The 20,397-nt window shown below is 64.8% G+C and carries 19 protein-coding genes; 10 read left to right on the top strand and 9 right to left on the bottom strand.

Translation table 11 applies throughout. From position 1 onward, the window contains the following. Nucleotides 1–167 precede the first annotated feature (167 nt). The 5 genes from AYJ54_RS30595 (at nt 168) to AYJ54_RS51515 (ending at nt 4,079) form a co-directional block, all read left to right on the top strand. Nucleotides 168–1,667, top strand: a complete 1,500-nt coding sequence (locus AYJ54_RS30595) for a DUF1800 domain-containing protein (RefSeq protein ID WP_063705065.1) — start codon at nt 168–170, stop codon at nt 1,665–1,667. Between the two features lie 2 nt (nt 1,668–1,669). Beyond that, nucleotides 1,670–2,920, top strand: a complete 1,251-nt coding sequence (locus AYJ54_RS30590; protein WP_063704954.1) for a DUF1501 domain-containing protein — start codon at nt 1,670–1,672, stop codon at nt 2,918–2,920. A 31-nt stretch (nt 2,921–2,951) separates the two neighbouring features. Continuing rightward, entirely contained in the window at nt 2,952–3,092 is a 141-nt protein-coding gene (locus tag AYJ54_RS51520) for a hypothetical protein (protein ID WP_201724281.1), read from the top strand. 175 nt (nt 3,093–3,267) lie between these two features. Further along, nucleotides 3,268–3,816, top strand: coding sequence for a septal ring lytic transglycosylase RlpA family protein (locus AYJ54_RS30585; RefSeq protein ID WP_063704952.1), 549 nt, complete (start codon nt 3,268–3,270; stop codon nt 3,814–3,816). Between the two features lie 107 nt (nt 3,817–3,923). Next, a complete protein-coding gene (locus AYJ54_RS51515) occupies nt 3,924–4,079 on the top strand; it encodes a hypothetical protein (protein ID WP_201724280.1) in 156 nt (51 codons plus the stop codon). A 272-nt stretch (nt 4,080–4,351) separates the two neighbouring features. Here the strand turns inward: AYJ54_RS51515 and AYJ54_RS30580 are convergent, their stop codons facing one another. The 3 genes from AYJ54_RS30580 to AYJ54_RS30570 all read right to left on the bottom strand — a co-directional run bounded on the left by AYJ54_RS30580 (nt 4,352) and on the right by AYJ54_RS30570 (nt 7,876). Continuing rightward, the gene (locus AYJ54_RS30580; RefSeq protein WP_063704950.1) at nt 4,352–4,663 is read right to left on the bottom strand and encodes a hypothetical protein; all 312 of its coding nucleotides are present in this window, start codon (nt 4,661–4,663) and stop codon (nt 4,352–4,354) included. 110 nt (nt 4,664–4,773) lie between these two features. Continuing rightward, nucleotides 4,774–5,049: a hypothetical protein gene (locus tag AYJ54_RS30575; protein ID WP_063704948.1), complete on the bottom strand. Its 276-nt coding sequence runs from the start codon at nt 5,047–5,049 to the stop codon at nt 4,774–4,776. A 136-nt stretch (nt 5,050–5,185) separates the two neighbouring features. Further along, nucleotides 5,186–7,876, bottom strand: a complete 2,691-nt coding sequence (locus tag AYJ54_RS30570) for a flavin-containing monooxygenase (RefSeq protein WP_063704946.1) — start codon at nt 7,874–7,876, stop codon at nt 5,186–5,188. 232 nt (nt 7,877–8,108) lie between these two features. Here AYJ54_RS30570 and AYJ54_RS30565 point away from each other — a divergent pair, with 232 nt between their 5' ends. Together AYJ54_RS30565 and AYJ54_RS30560 are read left to right on the top strand one after the other, a co-directional pair. Then, nucleotides 8,109–8,318, top strand: coding sequence for a hypothetical protein (locus tag AYJ54_RS30565; protein WP_063704944.1), 210 nt, complete (start codon nt 8,109–8,111; stop codon nt 8,316–8,318). Nucleotides 8,319–8,594: 276 nt separating this feature from the next. Then, complete coding sequence (locus tag AYJ54_RS30560; protein ID WP_063704943.1) at nt 8,595–10,064, top strand: carboxylesterase/lipase family protein; 1,470 nt, start codon at nt 8,595–8,597, stop codon at nt 10,062–10,064. Nucleotides 10,065–10,388: 324 nt separating this feature from the next. Here the strand turns inward: AYJ54_RS30560 and AYJ54_RS30555 are convergent, their stop codons facing one another. Further along, the gene (locus tag AYJ54_RS30555; protein WP_027551297.1) at nt 10,389–10,568 is read right to left on the bottom strand and encodes a hypothetical protein; all 180 of its coding nucleotides are present in this window, start codon (nt 10,566–10,568) and stop codon (nt 10,389–10,391) included. 158 nt (nt 10,569–10,726) lie between these two features. Between AYJ54_RS30555 and AYJ54_RS30550 the strand changes: the two genes are divergently transcribed. Next, the gene (locus AYJ54_RS30550) at nt 10,727–11,521 is read left to right on the top strand and encodes a DODA-type extradiol aromatic ring-opening family dioxygenase (RefSeq protein WP_063704941.1); all 795 of its coding nucleotides are present in this window, start codon (nt 10,727–10,729) and stop codon (nt 11,519–11,521) included. Between the two features lie 94 nt (nt 11,522–11,615). Here the strand turns inward: AYJ54_RS30550 and AYJ54_RS30545 are convergent, their stop codons facing one another. Genes AYJ54_RS30545 through glgC form a run of 3 tightly spaced genes read right to left on the bottom strand, consistent with a single transcriptional unit; the run spans nt 11,616 to nt 14,644 of the window. Further along, nucleotides 11,616–11,876: a SemiSWEET transporter gene (locus AYJ54_RS30545; protein ID WP_063704939.1), complete on the bottom strand. Its 261-nt coding sequence runs from the start codon at nt 11,874–11,876 to the stop codon at nt 11,616–11,618. A gap of 51 nt (nt 11,877–11,927) precedes the next feature. Continuing rightward, nucleotides 11,928–13,385, bottom strand: a complete 1,458-nt coding sequence (gene glgA, locus AYJ54_RS30540; RefSeq protein ID WP_063704937.1) for a glycogen synthase GlgA — start codon at nt 13,383–13,385, stop codon at nt 11,928–11,930. Next, a complete protein-coding gene (gene glgC, locus AYJ54_RS30535) occupies nt 13,382–14,644 on the bottom strand; it encodes a glucose-1-phosphate adenylyltransferase (RefSeq protein ID WP_063704935.1) in 1,263 nt (420 codons plus the stop codon). Before glgC ends, glgA begins: the two co-directional genes overlap by 4 nt. A 384-nt stretch (nt 14,645–15,028) precedes the next feature. Between glgC and AYJ54_RS30530 the strand changes: the two genes are divergently transcribed. Beyond that, on the top strand, nt 15,029–15,478 hold the full coding sequence (locus tag AYJ54_RS30530; RefSeq protein ID WP_063704933.1) for a hypothetical protein: 450 nt from the start codon (nt 15,029–15,031) through the stop codon (nt 15,476–15,478). Nucleotides 15,479–15,704: 226 nt separating this feature from the next. Here the strand turns inward: AYJ54_RS30530 and AYJ54_RS30525 are convergent, their stop codons facing one another. Then, the gene (locus tag AYJ54_RS30525; RefSeq protein WP_063704931.1) at nt 15,705–15,884 is read right to left on the bottom strand and encodes a hypothetical protein; all 180 of its coding nucleotides are present in this window, start codon (nt 15,882–15,884) and stop codon (nt 15,705–15,707) included. 195 nt (nt 15,885–16,079) lie between these two features. Between AYJ54_RS30525 and AYJ54_RS30520 the strand changes: the two genes are divergently transcribed. Continuing rightward, nucleotides 16,080–19,208, top strand: coding sequence for an AAA family ATPase (locus tag AYJ54_RS30520; protein WP_063705063.1), 3,129 nt, complete (start codon nt 16,080–16,082; stop codon nt 19,206–19,208). 6 nt (nt 19,209–19,214) lie between these two features. Here the strand turns inward: AYJ54_RS30520 and AYJ54_RS30515 are convergent, their stop codons facing one another. After that, a complete protein-coding gene (locus AYJ54_RS30515; RefSeq protein WP_245329164.1) occupies nt 19,215–20,381 on the bottom strand; it encodes a catalase family protein in 1,167 nt (388 codons plus the stop codon). Nucleotides 20,382–20,397: the final 16 nt, after the last annotated feature.

Genomic DNA, 20,397 nt, shown 5'->3' with positions numbered 1-20,397 from the left:
GTCTGTCACGCCAGACGGGCGGCTCCCGATTTCTTGACCACGGTCTCTCAATCTCCGCTTGCGAGACTGCGTGCTGAATGTTACGGTCCGTAGCATTACATATTGTAACTTAGGTCGGCGTCTCAGGCGCCGACCGTTTGGCAGGCGCGGAGAATTGGGCACTCGCCATGAGCAATTCTGCAAAAGCCGAAGCTGTGCTGGCCCTTCATCGCTTCGGGATGGGGCCCCGACCCGGATCGATCGCCGCTCTTGGCACTGATCCGCGCGGCGCGCTGATTGCCGAGCTCAACCGGCCCCTGGCGCTCGCCGCTGCGGCCGGGCTGCCCTCCAGCGCAAAGGCTTTCCGCACCGTGGCGGACGCCAATGCGCGGCGAACGGCGCGCGCGAAGCAGGCCCAGCAGCAGGCCAAGAAGCAGCAGATGGCCGCGGCGCCCGCGATGTCGGAGCATCAAAATCAGGGGCAGGCTCAGGCGCAGATCCAAGGTCAAACGCAAGGCCAAGCGCAGGGCCAGAGCGAGGAGAAGGACGCTGCCGAGATGGCGGCGAAGAAGGCTGCCGAAGCCATTCCGGACCCCGGACGTCCGATCTATTTGCAGGAAGCCAAGGTGCGCACCGAGGCCGCACTGGCCGCTGACATTGGCTTCGCCGAGCGGCTGGTGTGGTTCTGGTCCAATCATTTCTGCGTCTCGGCCAACAAGATCCAGAGCATGTCTGGCGCCTACGAGCGTGAGACCGTTCGCGCCAATGCGCTCGGTCGCTTCGTGGATCTGCTCATGGCCGTGGAGAGCCATCCGGCGATGCTGTTCTATCTCGACAATCTCGACTCGATGGGGGCGAACTCGACCGCGGGCATCAACCGCAGCCGTGGCCTGAACGAGAATTTCGCGCGGGAGACGATGGAGCTGCACACGCTGGGTGTTCGCACCGGCTACACCCAGGACGACGTCATCAGCTTCGCCAATGTTCTGACCGGCTGGACGCTGGTGCCGCCCGGCGTCGATCCCCAGCACGGCGGCGAGTTCACCTTCAACCCGCGGCTGCACGAGCCCGGCGGGCAGACCGTGCTCGGCAAGCGCTACGATCAGGAGGATGTCGAGCAGGGCCGCGCCGTGTTGCGCGACCTCGCCGCGCATCCGGCGACCGCAACCCATGTCGCGACAAAGCTCGCGCACCATTTCGTCGCCGATGAGCCGCCGCCGACGCTGGTCGAGCAGATGGCGAAGACGTTTCGCGACACCGAAGGCGACCTCAAGCAGGTCGCGATCGCGATGGTGTCCTCGGACGAGGCGTGGCGTGGGCCGCCGTCGAAGCTCAAGCGTCCCGGCGAGTGGGTCGTCGGCATGGTGCGCGCGACCGGCATCACGCAGGTTGATCCGGTGCGCTACACCGGGGGCCAGGAGCTGCTTGGTGAGGCGCTGTGGCGTCCGTCCTCACCAAAGGGGTATCCCGACGACGAGGCAAGCTGGATCGATGGGGTCGGACGGCGGCTCGACGTCGCCAACTATTTTGCCGAGCGCGTGGCAGGGATCGCCGACCCGCAGGCGATCATCGAGAACGTCTTCGCATCCGAAGTCGCGGGCGAGGTGAAGCAGGCGGTCGACCGCGCCGAAAGCCGGCAGCAGGCGCTGGCGCTGTTGTTCATGTCGGCGGATTTCCAGAGGAGGTGAACATGAGCTTCGTCCATCACCTGCCCACGCGGCGCGAGCTCCTGGTCGGCTCCGGTGCGCTGTTTGCCTGGGGCCAGATGCCGCGGCTCGCGCGCGCCGAGGGGCGCGATCCGCGCCTGCTCGTCATCATCCTGCGCGGCGCGCTCGACGGACTTGGTGCGGTCGCGCCGGTTGGCGATCCCGACTGGATCTCCTTGCGCGGCGATCGCGCGCTGGTGCTGGACGGCAAGATGCCCGCGCTGCCGCTCGATTCTTTCTTCGCGCTCAATCCGGCGATGCCGAACCTGCATCGGCTTTACAGGAGCAAGCAGGCCTCGATCGTCCACGCCACGGCGACGCCCTATCGCGAGCGATCGCATTTCGACGGCCAGGATGTGCTGGAGAGCGGACTCGTCAGGCCCGGCGCGACCGGTTCGGGATGGCTCAACCGCGCGCTGTTCGCGCTGGAGTCGGGTGGGCGCGTCGACCCGCGCGGCAGCCGCGCGCTCGGCATCGGTTCGGTGACGCCGCTCGTGGTCCGCGGCTCCGCGCCGGTCATGACATGGGTGCCGCAGAAGTTGCTGCCGGCGAGTGTGGACACGCAGAACCGCCTGCTCGATCTCTACCAGCACACCGACCCGAAGCTCGCGAGCGTGCTCCAGGCGCGGATGAAGCTGGCTTCGCTTGACGGTACGCCCGCGATGGGCGATCCGATGTCGGACGATCCGACGCTGGCGCCCCCGGGCATCGCGCGCGTGCGCGCCTATTTCGCGGATGCTGCCGGCACTGCCGCGCGCTACCTCGCAAAACCCGACGGCCCGCGCGTCGGCGCCATGGGCTTCGTCGGCTGGGACACGCACATCGCCGAAGGCGCTGCCGCGGGCCAGCTCTACAACTTGCTCGGCGCGCTCGACGGCGCGTTCGCCGCGATCGAGAGCAACATGGGCGAGGTCTGGCACGAGACCGTGGTCGCCGTGGTCACCGAGTTCGGACGCACTGCGCGCATCAATGGCACGCAAGGGACGGACCACGGCACGGGGACTGTCGCCTTTCTCGTCGGCGGCGCGCTCGCAGGCGGCCGCGTGATCGCCGACTGGCCGGGACTGAAACCCGCGCAACTCTTCGAGGACCGCGACCTCAAGCCGACCACTGATCTGCGCGCGGTGCTGAAGGGCCTGCTCGGGGATCACCTGCGCGTCGAGGAAAACTTGCTCGCCGGCACCGTCTTCCCCGAGAGCGCCGACGTAAGGCCGATCGGAGGCCTCGTCGGCTGACCGCGTACCGTTGCAACCAATCGGGTTCGTGATGTGCACATTGACACAACGAGAGCTCGACTTTCTCGCCAGCCTGAAGACGAGCTGGCGGTGGCTCTATTGGCGCGAGCTCGCGCGGGTCCTCAGGGAGGATGCGCAGTCCCGCAAGCCCGGCAGGGCACTCGCGCGTTGACGTGGCGCGTCGTGTTGCGCTGAGTTCCAGGCGTCCCGTCCCTGTTCAGGACGTGCGACTGTGGTGGAATCGTCACAGTCGGCGCGAAACGACCGCCGCCGCAGGCCTGCTTTCCTTCCGACAAGGTTCTGCCCCCATTGCACGCCGAACTTAAGGTTGTTCGGAGGGGCGTACCATGTCTCGCTTTGCACGTGTCGAAAGTGCCCGGATTTCCCTCGCAACCTCGTGCCGACAGCCGGCCCGTCTTCTGCTCGCCGCGCTTGGCGCCGCTTCGCTCGCTGCGTGTGCGCAATCTCCGGCCGGCCGCCAGGCGGCCTCCGGGTTCGTCGGCACCAGCCGGCAGGCCGCAGTCGAGCGGCCACACAAGCCGCACGCAGTAGCAGCCTTGCATCGGCGGCCGGTCATCCGGACGCGTGTCGCTGGCAATGCCGGGAGCGCGACGCAAGCGGCCTCGCGCGGCGTTGCCAGCTTCTACTCGGATACGGAGACCGCGAGTGGCGAGAAGTTCGACAAGAACGAATTGACCGCGGCGCATCCGACCTTGCCGTTCGGAACGCGCCTGCGCGTCACCGACGTCTCCAGCGGCCGTTCTGTCACCGTCAGGGTCAACGATCGCGGGCCCTATGTCCGCGGGCGCGTTGTCGACGTCTCCCATTCCGCCGCCGAGGCGCTCGGCATGGTGGACAAGGGCGTCGCCAACGTCAGGCTTGATGTCGTGCAATAACATGTTCGGAATCTGCGGCTGCCCGAATGCGCCGCGCTTAACCGCCTGTTAGCCGCTCTGACGCACCATGGGTGCCCAACAAATCGGGGCTCTCGAGGAGGCGGCGCTTGAACACGATCCAGTATCTCGAAGATCAGGCCGCGCGCGCCGAGCGGCTGGCCAAACGGATCACGGATACGCGAACGATCGAAAAGCTTCTGACCTTCGCGGGCGAACGCCGGCGCGAGATCGAGGTCATCGCCGGCAAGCATCGGCGCGCATAACGCTCGCAAACCATGCCCTGAGCGCATTCGGCCCCGCCATTCGGCGCGGAACGTCGCATCCCTCCCGGCGTCATCTGGTCGATGCAAGAGGAGGAGAGAGCTATAGGCTTTGGACGAGGTGCTTTGCTTTGGTTGTTTGGCGTGCCGCTGCCGATCATCCTGCTGCTGGCATTGTTCTGGCACCACTGAGATTGGCACACACGAAAAGCGCCGCGGAAGCGACGCTTTCTTCGTGCATGCGGCGTCGGCCGCGTTAACGCGAACGAGGAAGATCAGGTGTGGCTGTAGTTCTCGACGAAATCGCTGAGATAGTCGGGCAACGTGACACCGTCGATATCGCAGCGCGCCCGGATTTCGCCGGCGATTTCGGTCGAGATGTCCTTCATCCAATGTTCGAGCGTGTTGAAGGAAATCACGCGGACAGGATCGTTGAAGCAGCCGGCGACGAGCTCGTCGATCGTCGCTTCGATATCGTTTCGCTCGATACGGATTTCAGTCGCCTTGTCGAGACGATCGATCACCACGAACATGGTTTGATCGGCGCCATAAGGCACGATCGGGGATGATACGCCGGCTTCAGGCATCGCAGGCACTCACGCCTTTTCGATCAGCAACAACGGGAAGTGCCGGGATAAGGTTCCTACTGTCACGAAAGCTTGTCGTACGTCGTGTAAACGACGGCCGCGGCACGCGATCAGAGAAATTCCCGTAAGCGCGACAGTTCGGCGATGTGCTCGGGCGACAGGATCGCCGTGACCAGCGGCGGCTGCGGCGTGGCGTGGATATCATAGAGATGCCGTGTCGCGGCAGGCTTGTCCATGAAGGCCGAGATGCATTGGTCGAGCGTGCCTTCGATCACCGGGTAGGAGGTACGATCCGGCCGTCGCTGATTTCCGAGCGAGGGCCATTTGTGCAGCACGGCGGCTGCGCCGAAGTTGACCTTGGAATCCCTGAAAGGCGAGTCCCCCATCGTTTTCCCCCTCAGGCAAAAAAGAACCCCCGCACGCGTGCTTTGCGTGCCGGGGCCCACACACCTATCGCTGCATCTCAATGCCACAAACTTCTAACGCGGCTGCCGGGAGATGGTTCCCGGCGTCCGCTGCCGGTCAGCTCGCGGCCGCCGCGATCTTGTGCCCCGGGCTCGCATGATCGTGGCTGTTCTCGTCGCCACGCCGCACCTCCGGCGGAAGCCCGGCAAAGCGTCGCAACGCCTCGGCCATCTGCACCCGGCCCTGCACGCCGGTGATCACCACGTCCACCATCGTGAAGGACGAGTGGAAATGGCCGCGTGCCTTGAGCTGCTCGACCGGAACGCCGGCGGCGGAGAGTGCCTCAGCATAGGCGATACCTTCGTCGCGCAGGGGATCGAACTCGCAGGTGACGATGAAGGCCGGCGGCAGGCCCGCGACTTGGCCGCGCAGCGGCGAGACGCGCGGATTGGTGCGGTCGGCCGGCGAGCAGTAGAGGTCCCAGAACCAGTACATCAGCGAGCGCGTCAGGAAATAGCCGGTCGCATTGTCATTGTAGGACGGGCGGTCGAAGGTGCAGTCGGTGACCGGGCATATCAGGAGCTGGCCGGCGATCTCCGGGCCGCCGCGGTCGCGCGCGAGCTGGCAGGTGACGGCGGCGACGTTGCCGCCGGCGCTCCAGCCCGCAACCAGCACGGCACCGGGCGTGCCGCCGAGCTCTGCCACGTGCTCCGCGATCCAGCGCGTCGCCGCATAGCCATCTTCGGCCGCAGTCGGGAAGCGGTGCTCGGGCGCGTGGCGATAGCCGACGCTGACGAAGATCATGTCGGTCCGCCGCACCATGTCGCGGCAGAACGGATGATCGGACTGCTCGTCGCCGAGCACCCAGCCGCCGCCATGGAAATAGACCACGACCGGATGCGGCCCCGGCGTTGCCGGCCGGTAGAGGCGATAGGGCAGCGGACCGTCGCTGCCGGGCAGGGTGCCGTCGACGATTTCGCCGATAGGCCGTCCCGCTGGACGGCTCTTGTTGAACTCGTTGACGAAAGCGCGGGCGCCGAGTGCGCCCATCGACTCGATCGGCGGCAGGTTCAACTGCCCGAGCAGATTCAGCACCAGCCGCACATCCGGTTGCAGGCGCACCACTTCGCCGTCATTGCACTGCGCGGCGCCGCCAGCGCCGGTGAGCTTGAAGCCGAGCATGCCGCGGCTGACGACCTCGTCGCAGATGCTGCGGTAGGGGCCGACGCCGCCGGTATAGGGCATCAGGGCGTGCACCTTGCCGGGCACGTTGGCGCCCGTGTACCAGGTGTTGGCGAGCCGGTGCAGCGTCAGCATCGAACAGTCGGCCATATGCTGGCCCCAGCCCGCCTGCGCCGCATCGGTGGCCTCGATCGTAGAGAAGCCGGCGTCGCGCAGTGCTGCGAGCCGGTCGACGATCCAGTCGACATGCTGCTCGATCGACACCGCCATGTTCGACAGCACCGACGGGCTGCCGGGTCCCGTGATCATGAAGAAGTTCGGGAAGCCCGCGACCGTGAGCCCGAGATAGGTCTGTGGTCCCTGCGCCCAGACGTCGGACAGCGATTTGCCGCCGCGTCCCGTGATCGGATGCACGGCCCGGATCGCACCGGTCATGGCGTCGAAGCCGGTCGCGAACACGATCACGTCGACGTCGAAGCTGCGCTTGTCGGTCGAGATGCTGTCAGCGGTGATTGCCTTGATCGGCTCCTGGCGCAGATTGACCAGCGTGACGTTCGGCCGGTTGTAGGTCGCGTAGTAGTTGGTATCGAGGCAGGGACGCTTTGCGCCGAAGGGATGGTCGTGCGGCGTGAGCGCTGCGGCGGTTTCGGGGTCCTTGACTGCGGCGCGGATCTTCTCGCGGATCAGGTCCGAGACGATGTTGTTGCCGTCGAGGTCGGCGCCCTGATCGGCCCAGAGCTGCGTCAGGATGTAGACGAGATCGCCTTTGCCCCACGCCTCCTCAAAACGCAGGCGACGTTCTGCGTCGCTCAGTTGCCAGCTCACGGCCATCTGCTGCGGATAGGGGACGCCTGTCATCGACTGGCGCGCCTGCTCGCGATAGGCGGCGCGGTCGCCCTGCAACAGGCTCATGCGCTCGTCCGGTGCCGGCCCGTTATGCGCGGGCAGCGCGAAATTCGGCGTGCGCTGGAACACGGTGAGATGCGCGGCCTGCTCGGCGATCAGCGGGATCGACTGGATGCCGGAAGAGCCCGTGCCGATCACCGCGACGCGCTTGCCGGCAAGGTTGACCCCGCTATGCGGCCAGCGCCCGGTGAAATAGACCTCGCCCTCGAAGTCCTTGACGCCGTCGATCTCCGGCGGTTTTGGCGCGGAGAGGCATCCGGTCGCCATGATGTAATAGCGGCAGGAGACGGACGCGCCATGGTCGGTGGTGAGCCGCCAGCGTTCGGCCGCTTCGTCCCACTTGGCTTCCGTGACCTTGGTCCTGAAGCGGATGTCGCGACGCAGATCGTAGCGGTCGGCGACGAAACCGAGATAGCGCAGGATCTCCGGCTGGGTCGCGTATTTCTCCGACCAGGTCCAGGCCGTCTCGAGTTCCGGATCGAAGGTGTAGCTGTAGTCGATGGTCTGGATATCGCAGCGCGCGCCGGGATAGCGGTTCCAGTACCAGGTGCCGCCGACGTCCCCGGCCTCTTCCAGGGCGACCGTCGTGAAGCCGGCCTTGCGCAGGCGATGCAGGAGATAGAGGCCGGCGAAGCCGGCGCCGACCACGGCGACATCGACCTGCTGGGTGGCTTCGTTCGCCGCGCCAGAAGCACGTGCATCGACCATTGCGTCAGGCATGGCATTCCTCCCGTGCATTTTGTTTTGCCGGCAGGCTAGCGCCGCAGGCTCGGCTTGTCATCAGAGCAAATTCAATCTTCGGTAGCCGTTTGCGGCGGCACGGCGGCAACGCAAATGGTGCGGCGATACACGCATCGCGGCGCACAACGGCGCCGTATGCGTGATTTTCCGGACTAATCAGGCCGATACCTTCTGTGTATGCTGTCTCCGTTGTCCATGCGTAACGAGCGCCATGACCGAGTTGACTGAGCGAACCAAAGCCAACATGGACGTCGTCCTGGAGGAGACGTGCCGCCAGTTGCCGCACGGCGGCGATCACGACAGCCGCAGGTTCATCGCGGAGCGCCTGATCGATGCGGCGCAATCCGGACACGCCACGCTCGGTGAGCTCGGCATCGTCGCGCGTCGCGCGCTGGCGGACCTCACCAGCAAGGGCAACTAAGCTCGTGACGCGATCAAGTTGAGCTGTGGCCGCGATGACGATGCGCTCCCTCGCCCCGCTTGCGGGGAGAGGGTTGGGGTGAGGGGGAGTCTCCACAGGGACGGTGACAGTTGGACTCGTGGAGAGTCCCCCTCACCCGGAATCCGCGCGTTCCGCGCGCATTCCGACCTCTCCCCGCAAGCGGGGCGAGGTAAGACTACCGCGTGAGGCTTGCTTCGCCGCAGGTGGCGGACGTAACCTCTTAGGGAACCATTCCGCGCATCGAGATCCCCCAAGATGCGGTCCTTGCCTGCGCTCGCTCTGGCTTCCGCTCTCCTTTGCTGCGCTGGCCCCGGCCTGGCCCAGGCGGTCGGACAGTTTGCGTTTGCGCTCACGCGCGAAGGACAGATGCTCGGCGCCGTCGAAGGCGAGGTCGCCTCCTTCAAGGGGCTTGCCTACGCGGAGCCGCCGGTCGGCCCGCTACGCTGGCGCCCGCCGCAGGCAACGCCCGAGAGCTCGGAGATGCGCACCGCCTATGACTACGGCGCGCCTTGTCTCCAGCCGTCGCTGCCGGGCGCGAGCGAGGATTGCCTCACGCTCAACGTGTTTCGCCCCTTCGGGGTCGACGGACCGCTGCCGGTGATGGTGTTCATACACGGCGGCGCCTTCTTCACGGGCACTGCCAACGATGCACTGTTCGACGGCGCGAAGCTCGCGCAGGCCGGCCTCATCGTGGTGACCGTGAATTATCGCCTCGGTGCGCTCGGCTGGATCACGCATCCCGCGGTGCCGGACGGCGGCTCCGGCAATTTCGGGCTGATGGACCAGATCGCGGCGCTGCATTGGGTCCACAACAACATGGCAGCGTTCGGCGGCGATCCAAGCAACGTCACCCTGTTCGGCAGCGGCGCAGGCGCGACGTCGATCGCGCTGTTGATGCTTTGCGGACAAGCCCAGGGCTTGTTCCAGAAAGCCATCCTTCAATCGGTCCCCGGACGCGTGCGCCTGCGTTCGCCGCAAGAGGCGGAGGCCGTCGGCCGGCAATTCGTCGCGGCGCTCGGGCGGAACGGCAAGGAAGTCGATCCGCGCGCGATCGAGCCCGGACAGCTGCTTGCCGCCGAAAAGAAACTGCTCGCAATATCCGCCCGTAGCTTCCTGCCGATGATCGATGGAATCCTGGCGACAGAAGATATCGCTGCTGGCTTTGCGAGCGGACACGAAAGCCGCATTCCCCTGATCATCGGCTCGAACGACGACGAGACGCGGTTCGGCGGCGAGCTCGATATCAAGGAAGAGCTTGCGTCATCTGGCGGTGGCATCGATGAGCTGCGCAAGCTCTATCCAGACGTCGCGAGATCGCCGGACCTCGCGGCGCGGTTCTACACCGACAAGGTCTTCTCCGAGCCGGTGAGGATGCTGGCGCGCCTGCATGCTGCAAGCGGCGCGCCGACGTTTCGCTATCGCTTCGCCTACATCCCCGAAGCCCGGCGCGGAAGTCCGGAGGAGGGGCACGGCCGTGAGCTGCAGTTCATCTTCGGCGCGGAGGGCGTGCCCGGTGCCGGCATGTTCACGCGACGGGATCGCGAGATCGCGAGCCGCTTGCGCGCCTACTGGATCAACTTCGCCAGGACCGGCGACCCCAACGGCCCTGATCTGCCGCACTGGGATGCGGCCGCAAAGGACGATCGCATCCTGCTGATCACGAATGATCGCATCGCAAGCGGCGACGACCCCTGGTCGGAGCGTCTGGACCACTTCGCGCACTAAAGCGGAATGAGTTTTGGTTGAATCGATGCGAGCCGAGAACTCAGAACACCTCTCCCGCAGGGAGAGGCATAGGCCGCCTTTGGCGGCCGTTCTTGAATTAAAGGACGCCGAAGCGGTGCTTCGGCTATGTCGCATCGAAAGATGCGATCCGGGTGAGGGGTTACAGTCTCACTGAGCGCTGCGGCCCCTCACCCGGATTGCACTGGACGATGCTTCGCATCGCCACACGCAATCCGACCTCTCCCCGCTGGGGAGAGGTGGACCCCGGACAGCCGACCGAACCTAATTTCATCACGCTTTAGAGTCCTGAACGGGGAGTTGAATTTATGCCGCGAGTTCGACGCGGGGCGCCGGCGTCAGCCGGTCTTCCTCCAGATAGTCCATCGCGCCGTCCTTCTCGACGGCGTAGAACTGCTGGCCCTCCCTCGACTTGAAGGCGGCGCGGACGACGCCGCGGCGGCCCTTGTCACTGTTGACGACGTCCCCCAGCGAAAACTTCCTCATCTTACGTCCTGCTTGTCTTCTGGCCGAGTGCTTCGGCCACATCAGGGATTTTGGGCGGCAAATCGTTAACGGCTTGCTAACCATACGGGTTTGCCTATGCTCACCGCCCTGGCGCGGGTGAGACACGCGCATGTTGCGAAACAGACGAGCCGACATCCATGACGCGATTTCCAACCTTCTTTCTGTCGCATGGCGGCGGTCCCTGGCCGTTCATGGAGGACAGGCGGGTGCAATATGCCAAGACCGCGCAGGAGTTCAGCCGCCTGCCGCAGCTTCTACCGGCAAAGCCCAAGGCCGCGCTCGTCATCACCGGCCATTGGGAGGCCGACGCGTTCACCGTGTCGACGTCGGCGCATCCGCCGATGGTGTACGATTATTACGGCTTCCCCGAGCACACCTATCATCTGAAATATCCCGCGCCGGGTCAGCCCGAACTCGCAGCCGAGGTCAAGGCGCTGCTCGCGCGCGCCGGCCTCGATTGTCGGGAAGACGCCAATCAGGGATTCGATCACGGCACCTTCGTGCCGCTCGGATTGATGTACCCCAACGCCGACATGCCGATCGTGCTGTTGTCGCTGAGGTCGGGCTATGACGCGGCCGAACACGTCAGGGTCGGAGAGGCGATCGCATCGCTGCGCGATGCGGGCATCCTGATCATCGGCAGCGGGCTCACCTATCACAACATGCGCGGCTTCGGACGGCCGGAATCGAAGCCGGTCTCATATGAGTTCGAAGCCTATCTGAACGAAGCCATCAGCCAGCCGGATGCGGCGCGCCGCAACGCCATGCTGGTGGACTGGCAGAATGCACCGAGTGCGCGCCTTGCGCATCCGCGCGAGGATCATCTGCTTCCGCTGATGGTGGCCGCCGGTGCCGCCGGCAGTGATGTCGGCCAGCGCATCTTCGTCGACGAAGTCGCGAACGTCGCGATGGCGTCTTATGTGTTCGGGTGAATTCGTAGGGCGGATTAGCATAATCCGCCATGGAGCCGCGAGTGAAGTTAGGGGCTTACGCCTTCTGCTAACTCGCCCTACGTATCGCGCAAGCTCACCCGTATTTCAGCTTCATGAACAAGATGCCGCCGGCGAGCACCATGGTGATGGCGTTGGCGGCGACCAGTGGGGCGTCGCCGCTGAGCAGGCCATAGATGAGCCAGAGCGCCAAGCCCAGCACCATGACCAGGAACATGCCGAGCGAGATGTCCCCGGCCGAGCGGGTCTTCCAGACCTTGATGAATTGCGGCGCGTAAGCGACGGTGGTGCAGGTTGCTGCGGCAAAGCCGAGCAGCTTGATCGCGAAGGGTTCCATGCCGGCTCTATAGCACGGATTCGACGATGGTGATGCGTCAGTCGAAATGCGTCACGGACGGCGCGCGGCGATGAGGCCGCGGTAGAGCGCGGCATAATCGCCCGCCCGGTTACGCCATGAGACGTCGGTGGAAAGGCCGCTCAGTTGCAGCCGCCGCCAGGTCAGCTTGTCGTGGAAGGTCGTGTTGGCCTTGCGCAGCGTGCCCGCGAGGGCCTCCGCCGTCACGGGTGCGAACTTGAAGCCGGTGGCATCGTGGCCGGACGAGTCGGCCTCGCCGATATCGACGATGGTATCCTCGAGACCGCCGACGCGGGAGACGATGGGTACGGCGCCATAGCGAAGCGCGCAGAGCTGGGTCAGGCCGCACGGTTCGAACCGCGACGGCACGATCAGCGCATCCGAGCCGGCCTGGATCAGATGGGCGAGGATCTCGTCATAACCGATCACGACCGCGATCCGTCCCGGATTGGCACGCGCGGCGGCCTGATAGCGGTCCTGGAGATCGCGGTCGCCGCTGCCGAGCAGTGCGAGCTGCATGCCCTCGCTCAAAATGGTCGGTATAGCCTCGAGCAGGAGATCGAGGCCCTTCTGCCACGACAGACGGCTGATCACGCCAAGCAGAGGCACCTCCGGTGAGGAATTAAGATTGAACTGCTGCTGAAGCGCGGCCTTGTTCGCAGCCCGGAACGCCAGCTCCTTCGCGCTGAAGCGATAGGCGATGTGCGGGTCGGTCTCTGGATTCCAGACCGATATGTCGATGCCGTTGAGAATGCCGCTCAAGACGTCCGCGCGCTCGCGAAGGACGCCGCCGAGCCCCATGCCGCCATCATCGCTCTGGATCTCCTGCGCATAGGTCGGCGACACCGTGGTGATGCGGTCGGCGAATTGCAAGCCGGCTTTCAGGAAGCTGATGCCACCGAAATATTCGAGGCCGCGGACGTCGAAGGAGCCCCAGGGCAGGCCGATTGCACCGATCAGCTCGCGGTCGAACCTGCCCTGAAAGGCCATGTTGTGAATGGTCATGACGGTGCCGGGCCGTGGGCGGTTGTCATAGTGCAGATAGGCGGGCGCGAGCGCCGCCTGCCAGTCGTGGGCGTGCACGATGTCGGGCACGAACGCGGGGACGAGCCCATGGCCGATATCCGCGGCCACGCGCGACAGCGCCGCAAAGCGCACGCCGTTGTCCGGCCAGTCGACGCCGTCGGCCGTGACGTAAGGGTTACCCGGCCTCTCGTAGAGATGAGGCACGTCGAGCACGAAGAGATCGAGCCCGTCGCGCGAGCCTGCGAGCAGGCGGCCGGATCCGCCGAAATAATCCGGCCAGCGCCGGATTTCGTCCCCGCCCGAAAGCATCTGCATCACGTCGGGATAGCCCGGCATCAGCGTGTGCATCTCGACGCCATGCGCCTTCAGCGCAATCGGCAGCGCGCCGGCGACATCTGCGAGGCCGCCGGTCTTGACGATGGGGTAGACTTCAGAGGCGACTGCGAGGACGCGAACAGGCGTCATGTATTGAGCCTGTCGAGCATAGGCTGAGTGATAAGCGAAATGCCCTGTTCCGTGGTGCGGAAGCGCTGGGCATCAAAGGGTGGATCCTCGCCGACGACAAGGCCCTCGGGGATCTCGACGCCGCGGTCGATCACGACATTCTTCAGACGCGCGCCGCGGCCGACGTTTACGTAGGGCATGATCACGGCGTTCTCGACATTGGCATAGGAGTTGATGCGCACACCGGTGAACAGCAGCGAGCGGCGCAGCGACGCGCCGGAGATGATGCAGCCACCGGAGACCAGCGAACTCACGGCCTGCCCGCGCCGGCTCTCCTCGTCATGGACGAATTTGGCAGGCGGCGTGATCTCCGCATAGGACCAGATCGGCCAGGCGCGGTCGAACAGGTCGAGCTCCGGGACCACGTCGGTGAGATCGATATTGGCGGCCCAGTAAGCGTCGACCGTGCCGACGTCGCGCCAATAGGCGCCGCCGTCACTGCCGGAGCGGACGCAGGAGCTCGAGAACTGGTGCGCGATCGCACGGCCGTTCTTCACGATGTAGGGGATGATGTCCTTGCCGAAATCGTGGTTCGAATTCGGATCCTCGGCGTCGCGCCTGAGCTCCTCGAACAGGAATTTCGTGTTGAACACATAGATACCCATGCTGGCGAGGGAGACGTCCGGCTTGCCCGGCATCGGCGGCGGATCGGCGGGCTTTTCGAGGAATGACTGGATCCAGCCGTTCTCGTCGACATGCATGATGCCGAAGCCACTTGATTCCGTGCGCGGCATTTCGAGGCAGCCGACGGTGACGTCGGCGCCGCTCTCGACATGCTGCCGTAGCATCACCTCGTAATCCATCTTGTAGATGTGGTCGCCGGCCAGCACCACGATGAAGCGGGAGTTGTGCGCCTCGATGATGTCGATGTTCTGGTAGACCGCATCGGCCGTGCCGACATACCACATGCTCTCCGAGACGCGCTGGCTTGCCGGCAGGATGTCAAAGCTCTCGTTGCGCTCGGGGCGGAAGAAATTCCAGCCCATCTGCAAATGTCGGATCAGGCTGTGCGCCTTGTACTGGGTAGCGACCGCGATGCGGCGGATACCGGAGTTCACGGCATTGGACAGGGCAAAATCGATGATGCGGGATTTGCCGCCGAAATAGACCGCGGGCTTGGCGCGCCGGTCGGTCAACTCCAGGAGCCGGCTGCCGCGTCCGCCGGCCAGGACGAATGCCAGGGCCTGGCGGGCGAGCGGCTCATTTCCGACGGCACTCATGTCATCCTCCCACTCACGCCTGGCGCAGGCCGAGGCCTTTTGTCGCGAGGGACCTCTCGGCCCGGCGCCATTGGAACCGATAGTAGCGGTACGAATACTAAATCGGAAAGGTGGTTGTTGGTTGCGAACGCGCGGGAAGCTTAATGCTTTTGCTTCGGGCGACGGCCCCGGGCGTCGCAACCGTGTCATATCCGCGCGCAGAAGCGGAGGTGTCGATCATGGCTGGCAAGAAGCAGCGTTTGCGGCCCCGCCTGATCACAATCGAGGCAAGTGTGGGTGTCTTGTGCGCTGCACGCGAAATCGGGGCTTTGACTCAGCGCAAGGATGCCCGATCATTACGCGCGATCCTTTTCCAAACGAAACGTCAAACAGGGAGTTAAGACGATGAGTATCTGGAAAACGGCAATTGCCGGCTCGCTGGCGGTCGCGATGATCGCCGGTCAGGTGGAGCAGGCATCGGCGGCGCCGATGCCGACCAACGTCGCAGCCATGAAGGCCGTGGCCGGCAGTGACACCACGCAGGTGTATTGGCGCGGCGGCTGGGGCGCGCGCGGCTGGGGCTGGGGTCTCGGCGCCCTTGCGGCCGGCGCCATCATCGGCGGCGCCATCGCCAGCAGCGCGCCCTACGGCTACTATGGCGGCGGTCCGTACTATGGTTACGGATATCCCGGTCCCTATTATGATTATGGTCCGGCCAGCTACGGCTACGCGCCGGCCTATGGCTATCCCGGCTATTATGGCTACCGCAGCTACTACAGCTATCGGCCCTACCGTCCATATTACGGCGATAGCTATGGCTATTACCGGCGTCCCTACTACGGCGCCGATTGGTGACTGGACGCGCCGGGAAGGCACCCCGGTCAAATAGGGTGCCTGACCTGCTGTAGCGTTGCGATGCCTGCGTTACTCGCGGACCGCTGCAAGCAGGAGGTCCGTTCAGCAGGCGCGCGGCGAGATCCGTGATCTGGCGCGGTGACGCGGGAATGCGCCGCCAGGAAAATCCCGATGCAGATCGCGATAATGATCGCGATGTCGATGCACCATTCGACAGGGCCCGAGCTCATGGCAGCGCGATCGAGCTGGCGAGGTCGGCTTCGGACAGGCCCGGGCCGCCTGATGCAAGATAGAGGGCAACGAGGAAAATGCGGGTGAGGATGGCGACGCTCAGCAGGACCTTGAGGTCGTATTGGCGAATGACGAAAGCGAAAGCCGGGATCGCCGGGCGTTTTGAAATGCTCATGGCCAACTCCTTGCCAAAATTCGGGCGTCGAGTGCCTGCCGACTGAAATGACAGCGTGATGAAAGGGTTGTCCGACACCTTCCTGAAGTGACGACGCGCGATGCTAGGGCCGGCGCAGGGCGCAAGTCTTAAGCGTGTCCTTACATTTGGCTGAGCTTTCCCTTAAGATTGGGGAAGCATCCGGAGGTTGGAGCCGTGCGTACAGACGCGCTTGCCTTTGGGGAATTTCGGCTCGATCGAGCCAACGCGCTGCTATGGCGAGGTGGGGAGCGGATCGCGCTGGCGCCGAAGCCGTTCGAGGTTCTGTGTTGTCTGGTCGGCCGCCCCGGCGAGCTCGTCACCAAGGAAGAGCTGCTCGATACGGTTTGGTCCGATCTGCATGTCAGCGAGTCGAGCCTGGCCGTCGCCATGAACGCGCTGCGCTCCGCGCTCGGCGATGACAGGCAGTCTCCCAACTACATCGAGACGGTCACGCGGCGCGGCTATCGCTTCATTGCGGCGGTCACGACCGCCGAGCTGGTTGCGCTCGAGCGGGCGGTCGAGGAAGAGGCTTCTCCCGCGGAGCGGATCGTCGATCGGCGCCGGCAGTGGCGGGTGGGGCGCGCTGCGGCGCTCGAGATGCTGGACGGGGCGTTGCAGCTTGCCCGTACCGGACAGCGTCAGGTCGTCTTCATCACCGGAGAGGCCGGAATCGGCAAGACGACCCTCGTTCAAATGGCGCTCGACAGGATCGAGCGGCAGGGCCTGGGCGTGCTGCATTGTGGCTGCAACGAGTTGTTCGGCACCCATGAGGCCTTTCTGCCGCTCATCGAAGCGCTTAACGAGCGCTGCCGCAGCAAGGAAGGCGCTTCGCTCCTCGCCTCCATACGCGAGCATGCGCCGACCTGGCTCGCGCAAATGCCCGGCTTCCTCGGCGAAGCCGATCGCACCGCATTTCAGCATGAAGTCTTCGGCGCGACGCGCGAGCGGATGCTGCGTGAGTTCGCCGATCTCATGGAAAGTCTCGCCGCCGCGCGACCATGGGTGATCGTTCTCGAAGACATGCACTGGAGTGACTTTGCCACCGTCGACGTGCTGTCGCGGCTCGCGCGACGGGATCGGAAGGCGGCGATCCTTGTCCTGGCTACCTATAGGCCGATGGAGGTCGCCGTCGGCGGGCATCCCGTGCGCGCGGTCCACCAGGACTTACGGATCCACGGACACGCCAGCGAGCTCGCGCTCGACCGGCTGACCGGCGTCGACGTCGAGCGTTATCTTGCCTTGCGCTTCAGCTCCGCCGATTTTGCCAGGGAACTGGTCGAGCGCATCTTCGCGCGAACCGGCGGCCAGCCATTGTTCGTGACGTCGCTCGTCGATCATCTCGTGGCGCAAGGCGCGCTCGTCGAGGACGACGCGGGCTGGCGACTGGTCCGCGAGGAGGCTGCCTCGCACGACAGCATGCCGCGTGATCTGGAGGGCATGATCACGCAGCAGATCGATCACCTCTCGGCGGACGAGCGCAATCTGCTCGAGGTGGCAAGCGCGGCGGGTGCGGAGTTTTCGGCGCTCCAGGTCGCCGGTGTGCTCGACCGTCCGCTGCTTGAGGTCGAGCAAATGTGCGAGGACCTCGCGCGGGCCGGCCGCATCATCGTCGTCGATGGCCTGACCGAATGGCCGAGCGGGGAGGTCTCCGGGCGCTATGCGTTCCAGCACGCGCTTTATCAGGAGGCCCTGTATCAGCGGCTCGCGCCCGCGCGCCGCACCAAGACCCATGCGAGCCTTGGGGCTGGTCTCGAACGGGGTTATGGACCGCAGGCTCCGGAGATTGCCGCGGTGCTCGCGCGTCACTTCGAACTGGGGCGCGATTTCCCGAAGGCGATGCTCTATCTCGGCGTTGCTGCGGAGGGCTCGGCGCGGCGGTTCAGCACGCGCGAGGCCGCGAACTATTTGTCCCGGGCCTTGGAGCTGGTGCCGCATCTGCCGCCCGAATTTCAGGTCGCAACGCGTCTGAAGCTGCTGCTCCAGCGCGCGTGGGCCTGGCGGGCCGGTGGAGATTTCCTGAATTCGCTCCAGGACCTCAGCGCAGTGCTCGCGCATGCGGCGGAGAACGGGCTCGTGCGTGAAGAGGTGAACGCGCTGGTCGACCTCAGCAGGTTCTGCCTTTACGTCGATCGGCGCCAGAGCCTGCCGTTCGCAGAACAGGCCCTGGCGAAGAGCCGCACGATCGACGACGCCGCGTTCGGCGCGCTCGTTCAGGGCAACGTCGCCAATTTGAAGCTGATGCTGCGTGGCTGGGACCGCGAGAATGCCGAGCTTTCCGAGCAGGCATCAAGGCTGATCGCGGACTCGCAGGATCTCAGCATGCGCCTGCGGCGCTGCTCGATGGAGATGGTGCTAGAGTATCTGCGGGCGAATTATCCGGCCTGCTGCGCTGCGACCAGCAGGGGAAAACAGCTCGCTAGGCAGGTCGGCGACGTCTATCTGTTCGCGCTCTATGAGTCGGTCGAGGCCTTTGCGCAGATCTATTCCGGCGAATGGGGGCGAGCGCAAAGCAGCGTCGTCGCGACGCTAGCCATTTCGGAGCGGAACGCAAATCCGCAAGCCATCGCATTGTGTCAGCTCACGATCGGATGGCTCTACTCCGAGGTCGAGGAATACGGCAGCGCGGCGCGGCGCGGGGAGGAAGCGCTCGGCCCAATGATAGAGGCAAATCCGTTCACCTTCTTCGTCGGCAGGAACCTGCTGGCGCGCGCGTATGTCAGAATGCGCAACTTGGCCCTGGCGCGGCAGCATCTCGACGCCCTGGAGCGGCGGATGGAGGTTGACCGCGTGCCGATGGAGTCGCTGGTCGTTCCCCACTATCGCCTGACCTGGTGCGACTACTGGATCGCGACCGGTGATCTCGATCGCGCCGAGAGTGCAGCCGATCAGTTTCACAAGGTAACGAGCGCTGCGCCCGATCTGCCGTTTCTCGTGTTGAGCTACGATGTGATGGCAAGAATTGCGCTGCTGAAGCACGATACGCAAACGGCTAGCGACAACTTGTCGGCGGCCATTTCGATAATCCGCCATGCGGGGCTGCCGCAAGCTGCATGGCGCGTCTACCGCACGGCGGCGGCGCTTTACGAGAGCCTCGGACACGTGCAAAGGGCGGCCAAGTGGCAAGGGCGCTCCGGTCGGGTGATCGCGTCGCTGGCCCAGTCGCTCGATCCGGGTGATCCGCTGCGGTCGGCGTCCCTCTTCGACGCAATCCGGGACGTCGGGACCAAAGCTACTGGACGGGGATCGGCGTCCCTCTTCGACGCAGTCCGGGACGTCGGGACCAAAACTACGGGACGAGTGTGATCGGACTCAATTTGGCAAGTCCGAGATCTGTCGTGGCTCTCCGGGTGGCTGTTTGACCATGCCTTCGTTCTGCTTCTGTCGAAGCGTGCGGGACGTACGGTAGGCATCCCTGCGCACCCGCATAATCGAGCCGAGCGGCTGATGCGCCTCAAGGCATCGCCATGGATCGAACGACAGCACTTCATTGGCATAGGCGCGGCGCGCGGGACTGTCGGCGTCCTGGCGCGGAAGGGTGATCTTGCCCAAGGCTTGCGGCGGCGTGACGTCCTCGGGCCAGTCGATCGAGGCATCCTCGATCGGCGTGCGTTTCAGGTCGGTGCAGAGCTGGGCGCGTAATTCATACTCGGCCGAGTTGTCCTTGAAGAAGGCAACGACGGACTTGAGGACGACATCGTCGCCATCGTGGCAGGGCTGCCCGGTGAGCTTGCGCACCGACTCCGACATCGGGGCTACGCGAAGCCTTGCGACATGGTCGCCAAAGCGGAGCGCTCCCTCGGTGTGAAATGTTTCTCCGAGAATATTGTTGCCGGGATCACCGAGCGCCCTGAGGAGCATCGGGATGTGAATACCTGTTCTATCCGCCAAGGCGACCAGAGCGCGTGAGCAGAATCCGCCCACTCTGAAAAGGAATTCGGGAAGGATCAGGCTGCGCTCGAAATTGCGCTGCGCGCCGTCGAGATACGCCTTGGTATCTGCGAAATAGCTGGCGTGGTTGACGAGCAGGATATCCTGGTTCGTCGAGTTATCGTCGTCGGTCGCCTTCGGGCCCGTCACGCCCAGAACCTTGATGGCGAATCCTCTCGGTGAACGAACGCGATCGCTCTTGTTGAATGCGGTGGAGAGACGGACGATGATCGGGTAGCTGCGGGCGTCTTTGAACAGACCTTGGCGCAGATGCTCCGGCAGCCCGTCGTAGACGATCAGCTCGCCGCGGAGAAAACCGACGCCTTTGGCGTGTTGCTGGCGAGTCCCGTGCCCGTCTTTGCGACAGGTGAATTCGCTGGTCCGCTCGATCGAGGCAACGATCGCTGCCACGGCCTCCGCTTCCTCTGGCCCGACTTGTTCGACGGACGCCTGATAGTGAAGATACTGATCGGCTGACATGGCGCTGATCTCCAGCCCGAAGGTCGCCTTTTCCATTGCGAACGTCGACGGCCGCAGGGCAGGTTCCATTGTAAGCCCGTACGCG

The organism is Bradyrhizobium centrolobii (assembly GCF_001641635.1).
Classification (GTDB): domain Bacteria; phylum Pseudomonadota; class Alphaproteobacteria; order Rhizobiales; family Xanthobacteraceae; genus Bradyrhizobium; species Bradyrhizobium centrolobii.
Note: the sequence above shows the minus strand (reverse complement) of the source record. Positions and strands in the feature narration are given on the sequence as shown.